At 72.3% G+C, this 17659-nt stretch carries 11 protein-coding genes; 9 read left to right on the top strand and 2 right to left on the bottom strand.

Annotated features, from left to right (window positions below):
* Positions 1-196: 196 nt before the first annotated feature.
* The 7 genes from AAH991_RS21000 to AAH991_RS20970 all read left to right on the top strand — a co-directional run bounded on the left by AAH991_RS21000 (position 197) and on the right by AAH991_RS20970 (position 8997).
* On the top strand, positions 197-1060 hold the full coding sequence (locus tag AAH991_RS21000) for a carbohydrate ABC transporter permease (RefSeq protein ID WP_169979830.1): 864 nt from the start codon (positions 197-199) through the stop codon (positions 1058-1060).
* 19 nt (positions 1061-1079) lie between these two features.
* The gene (locus AAH991_RS20995; RefSeq protein WP_346227568.1) at positions 1080-1967 is read left to right on the top strand and encodes a carbohydrate ABC transporter permease; all 888 of its coding nucleotides are present in this window, start codon (positions 1080-1082) and stop codon (positions 1965-1967) included.
* A gap of 50 nt (positions 1968-2017) precedes the next feature.
* A complete protein-coding gene (locus tag AAH991_RS20990) occupies positions 2018-3313 on the top strand; it encodes an ABC transporter substrate-binding protein (RefSeq protein ID WP_346227567.1) in 1296 nt (431 codons plus the stop codon).
* 89 nt (positions 3314-3402) lie between these two features.
* Entirely contained in the window at positions 3403-4566 is a 1164-nt protein-coding gene (locus AAH991_RS20985) for an enolase C-terminal domain-like protein (RefSeq protein WP_346227566.1), read from the top strand.
* Positions 4567-4596: 30 nt separating this feature from the next.
* Positions 4597-5370, top strand: a complete 774-nt coding sequence (locus tag AAH991_RS20980) for an IclR family transcriptional regulator (RefSeq protein WP_346227565.1) — start codon at positions 4597-4599, stop codon at positions 5368-5370.
* Positions 5371-5476: 106 nt separating this feature from the next.
* A complete protein-coding gene (locus AAH991_RS20975) occupies positions 5477-6343 on the top strand; it encodes a hypothetical protein (protein WP_346227564.1) in 867 nt (288 codons plus the stop codon).
* Positions 6337-8997: an outer membrane protein assembly factor BamB family protein gene (locus AAH991_RS20970; RefSeq protein ID WP_346227563.1), complete on the top strand. Its 2661-nt coding sequence runs from the start codon at positions 6337-6339 to the stop codon at positions 8995-8997. The genes AAH991_RS20975 and AAH991_RS20970 overlap by 7 nt, the downstream gene beginning before the upstream one ends.
* Positions 8998-9016: 19 nt before the next feature.
* Here the strand turns inward: AAH991_RS20970 and AAH991_RS20965 are convergent, their stop codons facing one another.
* Positions 9017-11773, bottom strand: a complete 2757-nt coding sequence (locus AAH991_RS20965; RefSeq protein WP_346227562.1) for an ATP-binding protein — start codon at positions 11771-11773, stop codon at positions 9017-9019.
* Positions 11774-11943: 170 nt separating this feature from the next.
* Here AAH991_RS20965 and AAH991_RS20960 point away from each other — a divergent pair, with 170 nt between their 5' ends.
* A complete protein-coding gene (locus tag AAH991_RS20960) occupies positions 11944-13314 on the top strand; it encodes an FAD-binding oxidoreductase (RefSeq protein ID WP_346227561.1) in 1371 nt (456 codons plus the stop codon).
* A gap of 18 nt (positions 13315-13332) precedes the next feature.
* Positions 13333-14196, top strand: a complete 864-nt coding sequence (locus tag AAH991_RS20955; RefSeq protein ID WP_346227560.1) for an alpha/beta fold hydrolase — start codon at positions 13333-13335, stop codon at positions 14194-14196.
* Positions 14197-14232: 36 nt separating this feature from the next.
* Here the strand turns inward: AAH991_RS20955 and AAH991_RS20950 are convergent, their stop codons facing one another.
* The gene (locus tag AAH991_RS20950; protein WP_346227559.1) at positions 14233-17349 is read right to left on the bottom strand and encodes an AfsR/SARP family transcriptional regulator; all 3117 of its coding nucleotides are present in this window, start codon (positions 17347-17349) and stop codon (positions 14233-14235) included.
* Positions 17350-17659 lie beyond the last annotated feature (310 nt).

The raw sequence follows: 17659 nt of genomic DNA, 5'->3' as shown, positions 1-17659 counted from the left end.
GGGACCGTACGGCGCGCGGCGGCGCGTGGTCAAGACGCGCGCTCCAAGAGGGTGAATGTTTCGAAAAGGACACGGGTCCTTGACAGGACCGAGGCCCGAACATCACCGTTGATCCGTCCACGCTTGTGAACGAAGTTCAGGAATATGTCCTGACCGAGTTCGGAAAAGTCACAGAGGAGATGCGCCGGTGACGACGATGCGCCGCAGGGCCGTGCCGTACCTGCTGATCTCGCCGACGGTCGCGCTCATCGCCGCGTTCCTCGTCTATCCCATCGGCAGCGTCGCGTACTACAGCCTGCAACACCAGAACCTCACCAGGCCATGGGCCAACGGATTCGCCGGGCTGGACAACTTCCGGCGGATGCTGTTCGAGGACGAGCTGTTCTGGCAGAGCCTCGGTTTCACCGCCAAGTGGGTGATCGTCGAGGTCGGCCTGCAGTTGCTCCTCGGACTCGCGCTCGCCCTCATCGTCAATGAAAGTTTCATCGGCCGGGGGCTCGCCCGGTCGCTGGTCTTCTCCCCGTGGGCCGTCTCCGGGGTGCTGACGACGGGCATCTGGATCCTGCTCTACACCCCCAGCACCGGGGTGCTGCGGTTTCTCGGGCAGCCGGAGGCGGCGGTCCTCGGCAACCCCGACACGGTCTTCCCCGCCGTCGTGGTGACCGAGCTGTGGCGCGGCGTGCCGTTCTTCGCGATCCTGCTGCTCGCCGGCCTGCAGGGCATCCCGGGCGAGCTGTACGAGGCCGCGGCGGTGGACGGGGCGGGCCGGACGAGGCGCTTCTTCCACGTCACGCTGCCGCACCTGCGGGACGCGATCGTCCTGGCCACGCTGCTGCGCGGGGTCTGGGAGTTCAACAACGTCGACCTGCTCTACACGCTCACCGGCGGCGGTCCCGCGCAGGCGACGACCACGCTGCCGCTGTACGTGGCCCAGCGCGCCGTCGACTCCAAGGACTTCGGCTACGGCTCGGCGCTGACGATGGCGGGCTTCGTGATCCTGCTGTTCTGCTCCATCCTCTACCTCCGGCTGAACCGGTTCGGGGAGGACCGAGACCGATGAAGAGGCGAGGGTTTTCGCAATGAGCGCCGACGTCATGACCCGCCCCCGCAGCCGGGCGGCGGTGCCCGCGGGGGCACGCCGCCGTCGTTCGAAGAGGAAGGACCCCGGCCGCGTGCTGCGGCTCTACATCCCCCTCGGGCTGTACCTGGTCTTCACCCTCGTGCCGTTCTACTGGATGCTCGTGTTCGCCCTGCGGCCGGCGGGATCGACCGACCCCGTCCCCTGGCCGATCACGTTCGAGCACTTCGAGACCGTCTGGAACGACATCGGCTACGCGGTGTTCTTCAAGAACAGCGTGATCGTCGGGGTCTGGTCGCTGCTGTTCACCACGGTCATCGCGGTGATGGGCGGGTACGCGCTGGCGCGCTACCGGTTCCGCGGCCGGGGCCTGTTCATGGTCGTGCTGCTGTGCACCCAGTTCATCCCCGGCGCGATGATGCTGATCCCGCTGTTTTCGATCTTCAAGTCGCTCGGACTGATCAACAGCCTGGGGAGCCTCGTGCTCGCCGACACCGTGTTCAACCTGCCTCTGTCGATCATCCTCATGAGCGGTTTCATCTCGGCCGTGCCGTTCACGGTCGAGGAGGCCGCGATGGTCGACGGCTGCACGCGCTTGCGCGGCTTCCTCGCGATCGTGCTGCCGCAGCTGCGGCCCGGCCTGATCGCCGTGGGGTCGTTCGCGTTCATCCACACGTGGAACAACTTCCTGTTCGCGCTGATGTTCGTCAGCAAGCAGGACAGCTTCACGATCCCCGTCGGTCTCAGCTACACGATCGGGGAGTACAGCGCCGACTTCGGGGCTCTGGCGGCCGGGGGCGTCGTCGCCGCCCTGCCGGTGGTCTGCGTGTTCGCTGTGGTCCAGCGCTATCTCGTGCACGGCATCAGCGCCGGCGCGGTCAAGGGATAGCACCCCCCACCCATTCGGAAGACCAGCCTGTCGAGAGCAGGAGGACACAGATGAAAGTGAAAGTGGCCTGGGCGGCGCTCGCCGTTCTCGCCGTCACCGCCACCGGATGCGGGTCGGACTCGGGCTCGGGTTCCGGCGACGGGTCCGGCAAGACGACCATCACGTTCTGGGACAACAACGGGGGCACCCGCACCCCGATCTACCAGGAGCTGATCAAGCGGTTCGAGGCGGCCAACCCCTCGATCCACGTCGAGTACGTCGGCGTCCCGATCGCGTCCGTCCAGCAGAAGTACGACACCGCCATCGCGGGCGGGGACACCCCCGACGTCGGCGGCGTGACCACGTCGTACCTGGCCAACCTGACCGGCCAGCAGGCGCTGGAGCCGGCCGACGACTGGCTCGCCAAGAGCTCGGTGAACGGCAAGCTGGCCACGCCGATGCTCGACTCGGTCCGCAAGACCGTGCCCGACGGCAAGCTCTACCTCGTGCCCAACACCTCCAACATGGACGTGGTGTGGTACCTGAAGGACAAGCTCCAGCAGGCGCCGAACACCTGGGACGAGTTCTTCACGAGCGCCGACGAGCTGACCAAGAAGCCCGACGAGTACGGCTACACCATCCGCGGCGGCGCCGGCTCGATCTTCCAGATCCTCGCCGAGATGTACTCCTACTCGGGCGTGGGCGAGTTCTTCGACGCCTCGGGCAAGAGCACGGTCAACGACCCGAAGAACGTCGAGTTCCTCACCAAGATGGCCGGGCTGTACAAGAAGGACACCCCCGAGGCCGACGTCACCAACGACTTCCCGAAGATGGTCGCCGCGTTCGGCACCGGGAAGATCGCGATGATGCACCACAACCTGGGCTCCTACAACGACCACGTCAAGGCGCACGGCAAGGACAAGATCGCCGCCTTCGCGCTGCCGACCGGCCCGGGCGGCAAGCGCACCATCGTGGCCAACCCCGTGGACGGGTTCGCGGTGTTCAAGAACAGCGAGCACAAGGACGCCGCCTGGAAGTTCGTGGAGTTCCTGGTCTCCCACGACGGCAACAGCTACTGGAACCAGCAGACCGGCCAGATCCCGGCCAACACCGAGGCGCAGGGCGACTCCTGGCTGCAGGACCTCCAGCACGTGAAGACGGCCGTCGACACGCTGAACGACCCGGGCACCCAGGTCGTGTCCCCGCCCTACTACCTGCCGCAGTTCTCCTCCATCACCAAGGCCGACACCGAGCCCCTCTTCCAGAAGGTCCTGCTCGGCCAGATGAAGCCCCAGGAGTTCCTCGACACCCTGGCGCAGAAGCTGACCGACGCCCAGGCCGAATGGAAGAAGGCGACCGGCGGCTGATCGAGCCCGCCGGCATCCGGGACCGGGCCGGTGCGTCCCTGACCGCGCACCGGCCCTCCCCGAACTCACCTACGGAAAGGGAAGAGCCCATGGCGGTCGTCGAACGCGTCATCGTCACGGTCTTCACCACGGTCACCAAATCCGTGGTGGACGGGCACGGCCACCGGCATCCCGGGCCGCCCAGGGAGGTGCGGGAGGCGCTGCTGGCCGTCACCGACAGCGACGGCGCGACCGGGTACTGCCTGGCCGCGCCGGACACCCTCAGGGAGTCGGTGATCACCGGCCACATCGGCCCGGCGCTGATCGGCCAGGACAGCCTCGACCGGGAACGGCTGTGGCACCGCGTCGCCCGCAGGCAACGGGGCGCCCAGGGCAACCTGTCCGACCGCGCCCTCAGCGCCGCCGACCAGGCCCTGTGGGACCTCGCGGGGCGCAAGCTCGGCCTGCCGGTCTGGAAGCTCCTCGGCGGCGCCCGCTCCGAGGTGCCCGCCTACGCGAGCACCATGTGCGGCGACGACATCCCCGGCGGCCTGGCCACTCCCGAGGACTACGCCGCCTTCGCCAAGGAACTGGTGTCCCGCGGCTACCGCGGGATCAAGCTGCACACCTGGATGCCCCCCATGCCGTACGGCGTGGACCGCGACATCGAGGCGTGCGCCGCGGTCCGCGAGGCGGTCGGCCCGGACGTCGCGCTCATGCTCGACAGCAACCACTGGTACTCCCGCTCCGAGGCCCTGACCCTCGGCCGGGCCCTCGACGAGCTGAACTTCACCTGGTACGAGGAGCCCATGGAGGAGGCGTCGGTGCAGTCGTACCGATGGCTCGCCGACCAGCTGAAGACGCCGATCCTCGGGCCGGAGACCTCCTGGGGCAAGCACATGGCCCGGGCCGAGTGGGTCGCGGCGGGCGCCTGTGACATCCTCAGGGTGGGGGTGGTCGGTTCCGGCGGGATCATCCCCGCGATCAAGGCCGTCCACCTGGCCGAGTCGTTCGGCATGGACTGCGAGATCCACGGCAACGGCTCCGGCGCGCTGGCCGTGATCGGCGCCACGCTGTGCGGGCAGTGGTACGAGCGGGGGCTGCTGCACCCGCATTCGGACTACGACACACCCGCCCCGCACCTGCGGTCGATCGTCGACCCGCTCGTCGACGGCAGGGTGCGGATGCCGGACGCTCCCGGACTGGGGGATGATCTGGATATGGACTACATCGCCTCCCGGACGGTCGCCAGCTGGGGAACCGGCTCACAATAGGAGGCGGACAGGCGGGTCAGGGAGGTACACATGGCGGAACCCGTGCCGCACGTGAAATCGGCACTCCGGACGGTCGAGCTGCTCGACTTCTTCGCGCAGTATCCCGGACTGCACAGCCTCACCGACCTTCAGGGCAAGCTGGGCTATCCCAAGAGCAGCCTGCACGCCCTGCTGCGCACGCTGGTCGACCTCGGCTGGATCGAGACCGACGTCACCGGCACGCTCTATCGGATCGGCATGCGGGCTCTGCTGGTCGGGGCGACGTACATCGACGGAGACCCGGTGGTCCAGCTCGCGCACGACGCCCTGGACTGGCTGGCCGAGGTGACGGGGGAGACGGTGCACCTCGCCCGGCTCGACCACTTCGACATCGTGTATCTCGCCACGCGCGCCTCGCGGCACTACCTGCGGCCGTTCTCGCGGGTGGGCCGCCGGCTGCCGGCGAGCACCACGTCGCTCGGCAAGGCGATCCTGGCGAGCAGGGACGAGGACGAGGTACGCGCGATGCTGCCCGCCGAGCTGCCCTCGCTGACGGCCCACACGATCGTCGACGCCGAGGAGCTGCTGGTCGACCTGCGCCGGGTGCGCAAGCAGGGCTACGCGGTGGACCGCGAGGAGAACACCGAGGGGCTGCGGTGCTTCGGCGTCGCGCTGCACATCAGCGACCCGCCGCGCGACGCCATCAGCTGCTCGGTGCCGATCCCCCGGCTGACTCCCGAGCGGGAGAAGGAGATCGCCTCCTGCCTGCTCGAGGCGCGCGAGCGCATCGAGCGGTCCGCGATGCGCCAGCGCCGCGCCTACTGACCCCGTGGCGGGCCCCGCGGCGCCCGGGCCCGGCTCCGCAGGCGGATGACCGGAAACCACTCCGGCGCGCTCAAGATCGTGCTTACTCTGGTCCTGACGATCGGTCGTGGAGGAACGCGATTCCATGGGCAGGGCGCGCCGGAAGAAGCGCACATCTGGCGGCCGCGACGGCGCGGCCGAGCGGCGGGAGGAAGCCGAGGCCTCTGATCCCGCCCGGTCGAGAGGGCCGGCGGCGTGGCTGGCGGGCATCGCCAGCGCGGTGATCCTGGCCGCGTTCGGCGTCGTGTTCACCGACTGGTACAACGCCCACGGCTCCGACACGGTCGAGCGGGTACGCGGCGCCGCCCCGCTCACCGTGGGCCATGTGGCCGTCGACCACTCCGAGCGCGACACCGTCCTGCGTGACCCGGTGACCGCCCCCGGGGACCGGGCGGTCCTGCTGGCCGCCCACGCGGACGAGCAGCGTCAGGCGATGCTGGCGCGCCATCGGATGGCCCTCATCAACAGCATGGACGTCACCGTCGTGCTGACGGGGAACCGCAGCAGCCTGCGCATCGTGGACATCGAGCCGCGGGTCCTCTCCCGAATGCCGGTGTCGGACGGCGCCCGCCTGATCGCCATCACCGGCAGCGGAGAGGCGGGCACCGTCGTGATGGCCGCGAACCTCGACCGGCCCGCGCCCCGGTTCACGACCGACAAGGGCGCCGCGTACTTCCGGAAGAAGCAGATCGACCTGAAACGGGACGAGCCGGTCACGCTCAGCCTGAGCTTCACCGGCAAGAAGGCGTACTACGAGTTCGACCTGCTGGTCACGGTGCTCTCCGAAGGCCATGCGGAAAAGGTCGTGGTCAAAGGGCCGGACGGGGGGCCGTTCCGGTTGAGCGGCGAGGCCGCCCGCTACCGGTCCTACTACCGCGAGGCGTCGCAGGGAGGCTGGCGGCAGGTCTCGTGCCGGGGACGCCGGACGTGCTGATCACCCGGTGCCTCCGGGTCCTGGTGGCGCTCTCGATGGCCGCCGTGGTCGCGGCCGCCGACGACGGGCGGCCTCCGCCGGAACTCGTGGGGTGGCAGGAGGCGTGGTCGGTCCCCTCCGGGGAGGCCAGGCTCTCCCTCCTGTCCGGCGAGAACCTGGTCACGGCGACGCCGGAGGGGACCGTGACCGTACGCGATGCCGGCACCGGCGCGGTGCGCCGCACCATCCGCACGCCCGCCCCCTCCCTCGACGACATATGGGCCACGACCGGCACTCTCGTCCTCGCCGGGAGTCCGAGACAATCGCTGGACGAGACCCTGTACGGCTACGACCTGGTTTCCGGTGGCCCGCTGTGGCGGCACGCGCTGCCCCCGTCGGGGAAATGGGTGGACAATGCCCCGCAGACCGTGGTGTCCGAGCACGGCGTCGTCGTCTTCCAGCGGGAGTCCGGCCTGCTCTCGCTCGACCTGCGAACCGGCGGCGTCCGGGCGCGGGCCGCCGAGGCGGTGGGCTGCGCGGGACGGTCCGGCTCCACATCCCGGGCCGTGCTGCTCCTGACCCACTGCGGCCAGGGCCGCGTGCGGCTCGATTCCTTCGATCCGCGCACGCTACGAAGGAACTGGACGCGTCCGGTCACCACCGTGCACACCGCGGACGACGACATACCGCTCTGGTTCAGGAGAGCGTCGGCGGGCCTCGTCATCGCGGTGGTGGACCACGACGAGTTCCTCTTCACAGAGGACGGGACGCCCCTGCCCGGCTCCCGCCTGGACGGGGCCGCTTGGTGGCCGGCCGGCGGCGACGGCCGCTGGAGCCCGCCGCTGGAGGTCGGCGATCACCCCGACGCCGAGTCCCCCTCCGAATTCGACCAGAACGCCGCCTGGCCGCTGCCGGGCTTCCTCGTCTCGCGAAACCGGGACACCGGCCGTTTCGACGGGTTTCCCCTCGACCGGCCGCTTCCCCACAACGCCAGTCTCGTGGGCGCGACCTCGCACCTGGCGTTCGTCCACAGCGACGACCGGATCATCGCCTTCCGCCCGGTCTACGGACGTCCCAAGGGCCCCGTCGCGCTCGGCGGCGTCCCGCCGGGGGACTGGCCGGACGCGTGCTCCCTGCTCGCCACGCGCGACCTCGGCCGGGACGTCCGCCGTATCCCCGGAGACAAGTCCCTGGGCCGCCTCACGCTGCCCAAGCCCGTGACCTGCGACTGGGTGCCGCCCGAGGACCACGGCGACGTCGTCTCGCTCTCCGTGAGCTGGGTGTCCCCGGACGCCGGCGCGCTCTTCGCCGCCGCGGCCCGGCAGATCAAGGGGCAGGAGAGCTTCGACTACGACCCTGCCGATGAGAGAGACGGCGTCTTCTCCTACACGGTCCACGATGCCGGCGGGACCCACGGCGCGACGCTCGTCAACGTCGGGCCGGTCATCGTCCATCTCACGTCGCCGTCCCGCCTGCTCCAGCGCCTGGCCGCGGTCCGGGTGCGCGACAACCTGATGGCCCGCTACCGGCCGGGGGAGCGGGTTCCTCCGCCCCAACGGACAGGCGGCTGGACCTACCTCGCCGACGCGGGCGTCCGGGCCGGCCCCGTGGTGGACGGTGATGTCGTGTACGCCGGCGCCGACGACGGGCTGTACGCACTGGACGCCGTCACCGGGCGGGCTCTGTGGAGATCCTTGCCCGCCGCGCCCAGGCTGGTGGACGGCGTGCTCTACGGCACGGGCGGCGGAGTGGCGGCCATCGACGCCGCCACCGGACGGACCCGGTGGATCCGCCAGTTCGATGCCCGCGACGTCGTCATCCAGAAGGGCGGCGTGTACGCGGGCGTCAACGTGTACACCGGCGCCTGCTCCGCCCACGTCCTCGCGCTGGACGCCGCCACCGGCAAGCGGCGGTGGAGCTCCCGTGTCCCCGGCTCCCTGGACGACGTGGCCGTGGCCGCCGGCACCGTCCACGCGAGCAGCCGGGAAGGCCGGCCGGACAGGGAACAGGGCCTGCTGTCCGCCCTCGACGCCAAGACGGGCGCCCTTCGCTGGCGCTCCCGTCTGGGCGCCGCCGACTCCGTCCCGACCGGTTACCTCACCGTGACCGAGGAGGCCGTCTTCGCGGTCAGCGACGCGACGGTGACCGCGTTCGACCCCGCCACCGGGAAGGTGCGGTGGCGCGCGCGTTTCGGCTACCTGGTCGGGGAGCCCGTCCTGATCGGCGGCACCCTCTACCTCGGTGACCACGCCGGGCACACCTACGCGTTGGACGCCGCCTCCGGCCGGGAACGATGGCGGCTCACCACCGCGGGCGGCAGCGGCTGGTGGAGCGTGGCCGAGTCACGGGGGATCGTCTTTGTGGGGAGCCGGAAGCTGTACGCCCTCGACGCCGAAACCGGGCGAGAACGCTGGAGCAGGCCGATCACCGCCGTGGTGTCGGTCCACGGAGACACCGTCTTCGCCCAGGACCAGGGCGGCACGCTTCACGCTCTGGACGCGGCCACCGGCGCGCCCCGCTGGCGCTTCCAGACCGGCAGCGACCTCCAGACCCGGCCGGTCGTGGCGCACGGCCTCGTCTACGTCGGCGGCTCGAACGGCAACCTGTACGCGCTGCGCGCCACGGACGGGCTCCCGGGGCCGAACCCGTACGAGCTCGACGGGCACACCGGGTGAGGACGGGACCGCCGCCGGCTCACCCGACGCCGGCGGGCGCGGGGCAGCCCAGGGTCGCCAGCTCCGCGCGGCCCTCGGCGGCGCGGGCGGGCAGGAGCAGGAGCGTGCAGGCACGCTCGAACCTGGCGCCGACCCGCTCCCACCTCTCGACCGAGTCCTGCAGGGCGTCCGCGTCCCCGTGCAGCCGGCCGGCGGCGCGGGCGAGGCACGCGGCGGCCCAGTCGTTCTCGTTGCCCTCGGCGGCCACCGAGACGCGGCGGCCGGCGTCGGGGAGCCCGGAGGCCACGGCGAGCTCCGCTCCCGCCGCCCGTGCGTACGACTGGTACCGCCCCTGCGGGAAGTCGGTGAAGGCGAGCTCCACCAGGTGTTCCGCGTCGCCGTGCCACCCGAGGTGGACGGCGGCGCGGGCGTCGGCGAACGTCGCGAACGACGCGTGGTTGCGGGCCTGGCCCGCGACCTGGACGGCGCGGGCCCGCCAGAAGCGGAAACCGTGCTCGTCGCCGACCAGCGCGTGCGTGAGCGCGATGGCGGCGACGGCGGGGGACAGCCAGCCCGAGGTGGGGCTGCCGGCCCGCTGCCACCCGTCCCACACGGCGGCGGCGTGCCGCAGGGCCTCCGCGAACTCCCCGGCGAGCACCAGCGGGAGGATCAGGGTGGCCGCCGACAGATAGGAGTGGTGGCCGAGGAGATCGTCGTCCATGGCCGCCCGCGCGGTGCGCAGGGCGATGTCCAGGTTGCCGGTCGCGACCGCGTACGTCGAGGCCATGGTGAAGGTGTCGACGAGCTCCGGGGCCGCCCGGGGGTCGTGTCTGGGCATGGCGGCGAGCAGGGCGAAGCGCTCCTGGGTGACCCGGTGCGCCTCCCGCAGCCGCCCCGCCGTCGTCTCCGCGGCGCTCACGGCGTCGAGTGCCGCGCTGAGGAGCACGGGATCGCCCGTCGCGCGGGCCGCCCGCACCGCGTCGCGGGCGAGGACGGGATCCGGGTTCATCTTCTCCGCCCGTGCGTTCCAGGCCGCCGCGGCGGTGAGCACGGCCCGCACCGCGGGGTCGTCGTCGCCGCCCGCGTGGACCGCCTCGTCGAGCAGGTCGCACAGGTCCTCGTGCGGGATCTCGGCCGAGAAGCCCGCCGAGAACCTGTTCGCCGTGATCACGGCGGACGCCAGGGCGATGGCCCGGGCCGCGCCGTCGCCGCCCGCGCGGGCCCGCTCGGCCGAGGCGAGAAGCAGCTCGAAGGACTCGTGGCCCGAGGAGGCGACGGCGTGCGCCCCGTCGGCGGCGTTGCGCAGGTCGAGGGCGGCCTCGCGCGGTGCCGGAGCCCGGTCCGCGGCCTCCAGGTTGTGCCGCAGGGACTCGGTGAGGAACCGCCGCGCGTAGGTGAGATGCCCCAGCGCCCGGGCCAGCCGGTGCGCGGCCGCCCGGCCGGGAGGGGCGGCCGAGAGCGCCGCGCGCAGGTCGTCGGCGACGGCGTCGAAGTCGTCGCGCCATCCGCCGCCCTGCCACTCGCCGGCCAGCCGGCTCTCCAGGGCCGTGGCGGCCGCGGCGGCCCAGTCCAGATGCCGTCCGCGGATCTCCGCCTCCTCGCCGCTGTCGACGAGCCGGTCGGCGGCGAAGGCCCGTACGGTCTGCAGCAGCCGCCATCGGCTCGGCCGGCCCCTGCGGTGGACGACGAGGCTCTTGTCGACCAGCCGGCCCAGCACGTCGGCGACCGAACTCCGGTCGCCTCCGGGGGTCACGGCGACGGCGGCGTCCAGGTCGAAGCCGCCCGCGAACACGGCGAGCCGCCGGAAGAGCGCCCGCTCGTCGTCGCCGAGCAGGTCGTGGCTCCAGCCGATGACCGTGCGCAGCGAGCGGTGCCTCTCGTCGGAACCGCGCCCGCCGACGAGCAGCCGCAGCACGTCGTCCAGCGCCGCCAGCAGGCCGTCCGCGCCCAGTGACGCGCTGCGCGCGGCGGCGAGTTCGATGGCCAGGGGCATGCCGTCGAGCCGGGCGCACAACTCGGCGACCAGGGCGGGGTCGGCGCTGAAATCGGGATCGGCCGCGACGGCGCGCTCGAGGAAGAGCCGCTCGGCCTCGGGCGCCGCCGGCAGCGGGGTGACCGGGATCGTGCGCTCGCCGGGCACCCCGAGCCGGGCCCGGCTCGTCACGAGGATCCGGGTTCCCGGGCACAGGTCGAGCACCCGCTCGACGAAGCCGGCGACTTCGTCGAGAAGGTGCTCACAGTTGTCGAGCACCAGCAGTGACCGGCCCCGGCCGATGCGCTCGGCCAGGGCGTCGTCCAGCGGCTGCCGGGGACGCTCGGTGACGTCCAGTGCGGTGGCCACGGCCTGGGCGACGAAGCCTCCGCTCACCGGCACCAGGTCCACGAACGCGCCGCCCGAGGGGAACGACGCGGCCGCGGCCTCGGCCGTCACCGCCGCCAGCCGGGTCTTGCCGACCCCGCCGGGACCGAGCAGGGTCACCAGGCGCGAGGTCTCGAACGCCGCGAGCACCGACTCGCGCTCCCGCTCGCGTCCGACGAACGACGTCCGGGCCGCGGGCAGGCCGGTCAGCCGTCCGTCCGGCGGCCGCTCGGCGGAACCGGCCCGCTCCGCGAGCGCCGCGAGCGCACGCCGGTCGGCGACGCCGTACTTGCGGAGCAACGACGACACGTGGCTTTCCACCGTGCGCACCGAGATGTGCAGCCGGTGCGCGATCTGAGCGTTCGACATCCGTGCGGCGAGCGCCTCGAGCACCTCGGCCTCACGTGCGGACACCTCGCCCCGACCCGTCCACGTCACCGCAACATCTTCGCCCATACGCGGCGGCTCCGTGGACCTTGCGTGGTGAATCCGTGGTGACCACGGATGCCCCTGAGGCTCGCCCGCGCGAGCCTGAATCGGAGCCAGGAGCAGGGCGGCGGCCGACGGCCCGATCGCCGTGGACACGGGAACGAGGGAAGGTTGTTCAGATGAGCCAGCAGGTCCGGCGGCAGCCGTACGAGGCACGGGACGCCGCGCCCGGCGGCGAGGCGGCGGCGCGCCGCCTGCGCCGAGAGTTCGGCGGCGCGGTGCTCCTGCCGGACGAAGCCGGGTACGACGCGCTGCGGGAGGCGCCGTACTCGGACATCGATCCGAGGCCGGCGCTGATCGCCGAGGCGACGGGACCGGAGGACGTGCGGGCCGCGATCGTCACCGCCCGCGAGCACGACCTGCCCTTCGCGGTCCAGGCGACCGGCCACGGCACGCAGGTCGCGTGCGACGGCGGTCTCCTGCTCAGGACCGGCGGCATGGCGTCGGTGGCGGTGGACCCGGCCACGCGGACCGCCCGGGTCGCCCCCGGAGCCCAGTGGGGGCAGGTGCTCGCCGAGGCCGCGCGGTTCGGCCTGGCGCCGCTGGCCGGCCCGGTGCCGTCGGTCGGGGTGACCGGCTACACCCTGGGCGGCGGGCTCGGCTGGCTCGCCCGCAAGTACGGCTTCGCCGCCGACAGCGTGCTCCGTGCCGAGGTGGTGACGGCGGAGGGCAGGATCGCCACGGCGAGCGCCGACCGGCACGCGGACCTGTTCTGGGCGCTACGCGGCGGCGGCGGGAACTTCGGCGTCGTGACCTCGCTGGAGTTCCAGCTTTACCCCGTCTCCCGTGTGCAGGCGGGAACCGTCTTCTTCGCCGCCGACCGGGCCGCCGAGACGCTCGCGCTGTACCGGGACTGGATAACGGACTACGCGCCCGCCGAGCTGAGCACGGCGATCCTGCTCACCCGGATGCCGGACGAGCCCGGCCTGCCCGTGGACCTGCGCGGCAGACAGGTGATCGGCATCCAGGCGATGTACGCGGGCGAGGCGGAGGAGGCCCGCACGCTGCTGCGGCCCCTGTGGGAGGCCGCGGGCCCGGTGCTGCTGGACGGCATGCGGTCGACGCCGTTCGCGCAGGCCGACATGGGCGGCACCGCCCCCGTGCACGTCGAGTTGTTCGACACGCTGCCCGATCCGGTGATCGAGGCGCTGGTGCGGGCGGCCGGCCCCGGATCGCCGGTCACCACCGTGGAGATCCGCCACTGGGGCGGCGCCATCGCCGCGCCGGGACCGGACGCCGGGCCGGTGGGCCATCGCAGCGCGTCGCTGTCGGTGATCCTCGACGCGTACACCGAGGAGGCCGGCCAGGCGCTGCGCCCGTACGCCACCGGGCGGTCGTTCCTGAACTTCCTGCGCGACCCCGCCAGGACCGAGACCGCCTACACGCCGCAGGACCACCGGCGCCTGCGGGAGGTGAAGCGGGTCTACGACCCCGACAATTTCTTCCGCCTCAACCTCAACATCCCCCCGGCCGGCCCCGCCGGACGCTGACCCGCGCCGGGGCCTCCGATGAGCATCGTCACCTCCGCCGACGGAACCCCCATCGCCTTCGAGCGCACGGGCGGGGGGCCGCCGGTCGTCATCGTCGGCGGCGCGCTCCGCCACCGGTCGTGCGACCCACTGGCGGAGCGCCTGTCCGCGCTCCTGGCGCCGAGCCTGACGGTGGTCCGCTATGACCGGCGCGGGCGCGGCGCCAGCGGGGACACGGCCCCCTACGCGGTGGCCCGCGAGGTGGAGGACATCGAGGCCCTCGTCGCGGAGGCGGGCGGGGTGGCGTCGCTGTGCGGTCTGTCCTCCGGTGCCGTCCTCGCCCTCGAAGCCGCCCGCCATCTGCCCGGCGTCACGGGGCTGACGCTGGTCGAACCGCCGTTCGTCGTCGACGGCAGCCGTCCCCCGCTGCCGGGGGACTACCTTCCCCGGCTCGCCGAACTGCTGGCGGCGGGCAGACGGGGGGACGCGGTCGAGTTCTACCTGCGGCGCGCGGCGGGCGCCTCGGCGGAGTGCGTCGCGCTGAGTCGGCGCCTCCCGCAGTGGAGCGCGTTCGAGGCCGCCGCGCACACCCTCGTCTACGACGGCGCCGTCATGGGCGCGACCATGTCCGGCCTGCCGCTGCCGGCCCGCCGGTGGGCCGGTGTCACGGCGCCCGCGCTCGTCGCCTGCCGGGCGTACGGCCCGGCGTTCCTGCGCGGGGCGGCCCGGGCGCTGGTGGAGATCCTGCCGTCCGCGCGGCTGTGCCTGCTGGACGGTCCGGACCCCGGCGCCGCGGACGGCCGGCACGACGGCGCCGACGTCCGCGCGGCGGCACTCGCGCCCGTGCTCGCGCGCTTCTTGACCGCAGCCGCGGGGGGGAGCCGCGCCCGCGCCCGCGTCTGACGTCCGCGGTCGGAACCGCCGCGCGTCAGCAGGCGGTCAGCGGCCGAGTCCGTCGACCACGCGCAGGCCGCCCCGCAGGCCCGGCCGGGCGTTCTGGGTCCGGAACAGCTGCTCGCGTACGTGCTGCCCGGCGCGCGCGTCGATCCGGTCGGCGAGATCGAGCGTGCGGGCCATCGCGTCGTCGGCCTCGCCGTAGTACCCCGTCGCGTACAGCGCCTCGCTCAGCATGATCAGGGTCTGCGCCTCGTACAACGGCATCTGCATGCCGCGGAACAGAGAGGCGGCCCTGCGCAGGTGCGCCGCGGCCTGGTCCGGTTCGCCGAGGGCGTTGTGCAGCTCGCCCAGTCCGGCCAGCACCCGGGCCTCCGCCAGCCGATGACGGGAGTCCGTCGCGAGCTGCAGCGCGGTGCGCAGCGTCTCCTCGGCCTCGACGACCTTGCCCTGGCGCAGCCGGGCGATGCCGAGACCGTGCAGGGCCAGCGCCTCCCCGATGGAGTCACCGATGGCCCGCACGACCGTCAGCGCCTCCTCGAAGGCGCCGGCCGACAGGCCGAACTCGCCCGCCTGCAGGTGCGCCTGGCCCATCCGGTGCAGGACCTGCGCGGTCACCCGGCGGTCGCCCCCGGACTTGCTGCGCGTCAGCGCCTCGGCGAGCAGCGTCTTCGCGCCGTCGGGGTCGTCGCAGTCGAGCCGGAGCTGGGCGAGGCTGTGCAGGGTGTGGGCCGCCGAGACGTGGTCCCCGGCGCTGTGGAACACCTCGAGGGCCTTCTCGTAGTTGGCCACCGCCTCGGCGAACCTGCCGTTGATACGCTCCAGCACGGCGATGCTCCGGATCGCCAGGGCGATCCGGTGGTCGTCGCCGACCTCCTGGAACAGCCTGACCGCTGCCTCCAGCTCGTGCCGCGCCTCGTCGAACCGCTGCTCGCTGAAGGACAGCGAGCCGATGGTGTAGAGCATCTCGGCCTGACCGCGCCGGTCCCCGGCCTGCCGGGCCGCCTCCAGCGCGACCTCGTGGGTCTCGCGCCAGTCGTCCAGGTAGACCCGCGACTCGAAGAACATCGCGGCGTTGGCCGCCAGCCGCCAGCACAGCTCCGCGAAGCCGGCCTGAGCGGCCTGCCTGATGCCGCAGACGAGCAGGTAGCGCTCGCGCTCGAACCACGTCATCGGCTCCGCGACGAGCTGGTCGATCAGCTTCTCCGGCAGCGGCCGGGGGATCGTGATCTCGTCCCGGGCGAGCACGTCGGCGCCGAACTCGCGGATCCTCGCCGCGCCGATGAGGGCGAGCAGCGACCCGAGCACCCGGGACAGCGCGGCCTTGCGCTCCGCGACCGGCTCTTCGGCGGCCAGCCGCTCGCGCGCGAACACCCTGATCAGGTCGTGGATCCGGTACTGGGTGTGCGGGCCGCGGCCGCTGGTCACCTCGACGAGGTGGGCGTCGGCGAGGTCGTCGAGCAGGTCCTGGGCTTCGACGAGCGGCCGGTCCAGCAGGGCGGCGCCGGTCCAGACGGAGAAGATGTGGGAGTCGAGGATCGCCAGCCGCCGCAGCAGCCGCCGCGCCTCCTCGCTGATGCCCTCGTAGGTGAGCGAGATGCTGGCGCGAATGCCCATCTCACCGTGCATCAGCTCGTCGAGCCTGCGCGTCTCGTCCCGCAGCCGCTCCACCAGCTGGTCGACGCTCCAGTGCGGGCGGGCCGCGAGGCGGGCGCCGGCGATGCGCAGCGCCAGGGGCAGGTGGCCGCACAGCTCGGCGAGCACCTCCGCGGAGCTCTTCTCCGATTCCACCCGCTCCTGCCCCGCGACCTGGGAGAGCAGGTCCACCGACTGGGTGGTGTCGAACAGGTCGACGTCGACGTGCATCGCCCCGGCGAGTCCCACGAGGCGGCTGCGGCTGGTGACGATGACCCCGGAGGCGGGGTTGCCGGGCAGCAGCGGCAGGACCTGGCTCTCGTTGCTCACGTCGTCGAGCACGATCAGCATCTTCCGGTCCGCCAGGAGCGTGCGGTACGTCTCCGCCCGCTCCTCCAGGCCGTCGGGCAGCGAGTTGCCGGGCACGCCGAGCGCGCGCAGGAAGCGTTCGAGTACCTGCATCGGGCTGACCGGACGGGAGATGCCGCCGTGCATGTCGGCGAACAGCTGCCCGTCGGGGAAGGCGTCGGCGACGCTGTGCGCCGCGTGGACCGCGATGGTGGTCTTGCCGATGCCCGCCCTTCCGGCGATGGCGACGATCGGCACGGCGAAGCGGGCGGCGCCGTCGGAGACCCTCGTCAGCCGCTGCCGGATCTCCTCCACCTGCCCGTGGCGGCCGATGAAATCGGCGATCCCGGCGGGAAGCATGCCGGGAACGGCGACCGGAGCGGGCGGCGGGGGAGGCTCGGCGGCGACGCGTACCGTCTCGCGTGAAGGCGGGTCCAGGCTCTCGTCGGCGGTGAGTATCGCGTGTTCGAGCTGCTGCAGCCGTTCGTTCGGCTCGATCCCCAGCTCGTCGATCATCATGCGCCGGGCGTCGCGGTACACCTGCAGGGCCTCCGCCTGCCGGCCCGAGCGGTACAGCGCCGTCATGAGCTGACCGAGGAGCCGCTCGCGGAGCGGGTGCTCCTCCACGAGCCTGCGCAGCTCGCTCACCACTTCGTGGTGCCTGCCGAGATCCAGTTCGAGCTGCACGCAGTCCTCGTTCGCCGCCAGCCGCTCCTCGTCGAGCCAGCTCGCGGCGGACTGCACGATCCTGCTCTCGATGCCCTCGAGGGCGGGTCCCCGCCAGAGCGCGAGCGCGTCGCGGTAATGCCGGACGGCCTCCTCCAGCCCCCGGTTGTCACGGGCCTGCCGGGCCTTCAGCACCAGGCTCTCGAAGTGGTGGGTGTCGATCCGCTCGCTGTCGATCCGGAAGGCGTACCCCTGCGACCGGGTCACGATCATCTGCTCGCCGCCGTAGGCGCCGAACAGGCGCCGTAGTGCCGAGATGCAGATCTGCACCTGGGCGCGCGAGGTGGCCGGGGGGTCGTCCCCGTAGATGGCCTCCATGAGACGGTGCACCGGCACCGGCCGGTTGGCCTCCAACAGCAGGACGGCCAGAACCGTGTGTTGCCGCACGCCTCCGAGGTCAAGACGTTGCCCGTCCGCGGTGACTTCGAGCGCTCCCAGTAGGCGAAATTCCACCTACGTCTCCTTTGAAAACTGCTCACGCCGTGTACAGCGAGGATGTAACTGCTCACGCTGTGCAAAGTGATGAATGGAGGACCTCGATGGGTCGCTCGCGTGCTTCAGCAGTTTACGGAAAGCCTGTCAATGGGGGGGTGCCAACGCCCGGTCCGACCGGGAGTCAGGCGACGCCGCACCTATTCCGACGCATAGTCGACCGCCCGTCCTGTATCGGTATTGGTGTCAGGGATCGTACAGCGCATGGCGGTCCGTGGCTAGGCGAATGTTCGTCCGGTGGGTTAATTCCGGGGGGCGACAGACGGCATTA

The organism is Microbispora sp. ZYX-F-249 (assembly GCF_039649665.1).
Taxonomy (GTDB): domain Bacteria; phylum Actinomycetota; class Actinomycetes; order Streptosporangiales; family Streptosporangiaceae; genus Microbispora; species Microbispora maris.
Note: the sequence above shows the minus strand (reverse complement) of the source record. Positions and strands in the feature narration are given on the sequence as shown.

Bases quoted from the DNA above. Each gene is read 5' to 3' on its own strand.
- AAH991_RS21000 (WP_169979830.1), top strand. From the start codon at position 197: ATGCGCCGCAGGGCCGTGCCGTACCTGCTGATCTCGCCGACGGTCGCG.
- AAH991_RS20995 (WP_346227568.1), top strand. From the start codon at position 1,080: ATGAGCGCCGACGTCATGACCCGCCCCCGCAGCCGGGCGGCGGTGCCC.
- AAH991_RS20990 (WP_346227567.1), top strand. From the start codon at position 2,018: ATGAAAGTGAAAGTGGCCTGGGCGGCGCTCGCCGTTCTCGCCGTCACC.
- AAH991_RS20985 (WP_346227566.1), top strand. From the start codon at position 3,403: ATGGCGGTCGTCGAACGCGTCATCGTCACGGTCTTCACCACGGTCACC.
- AAH991_RS20980 (WP_346227565.1), top strand. From the start codon at position 4,597: ATGGCGGAACCCGTGCCGCACGTGAAATCGGCACTCCGGACGGTCGAG.
- AAH991_RS20960 (WP_346227561.1), top strand. From the start codon at position 11,944: ATGAGCCAGCAGGTCCGGCGGCAGCCGTACGAGGCACGGGACGCCGCG.
- AAH991_RS20955 (WP_346227560.1), top strand. From the start codon at position 13,333: ATGAGCATCGTCACCTCCGCCGACGGAACCCCCATCGCCTTCGAGCGC.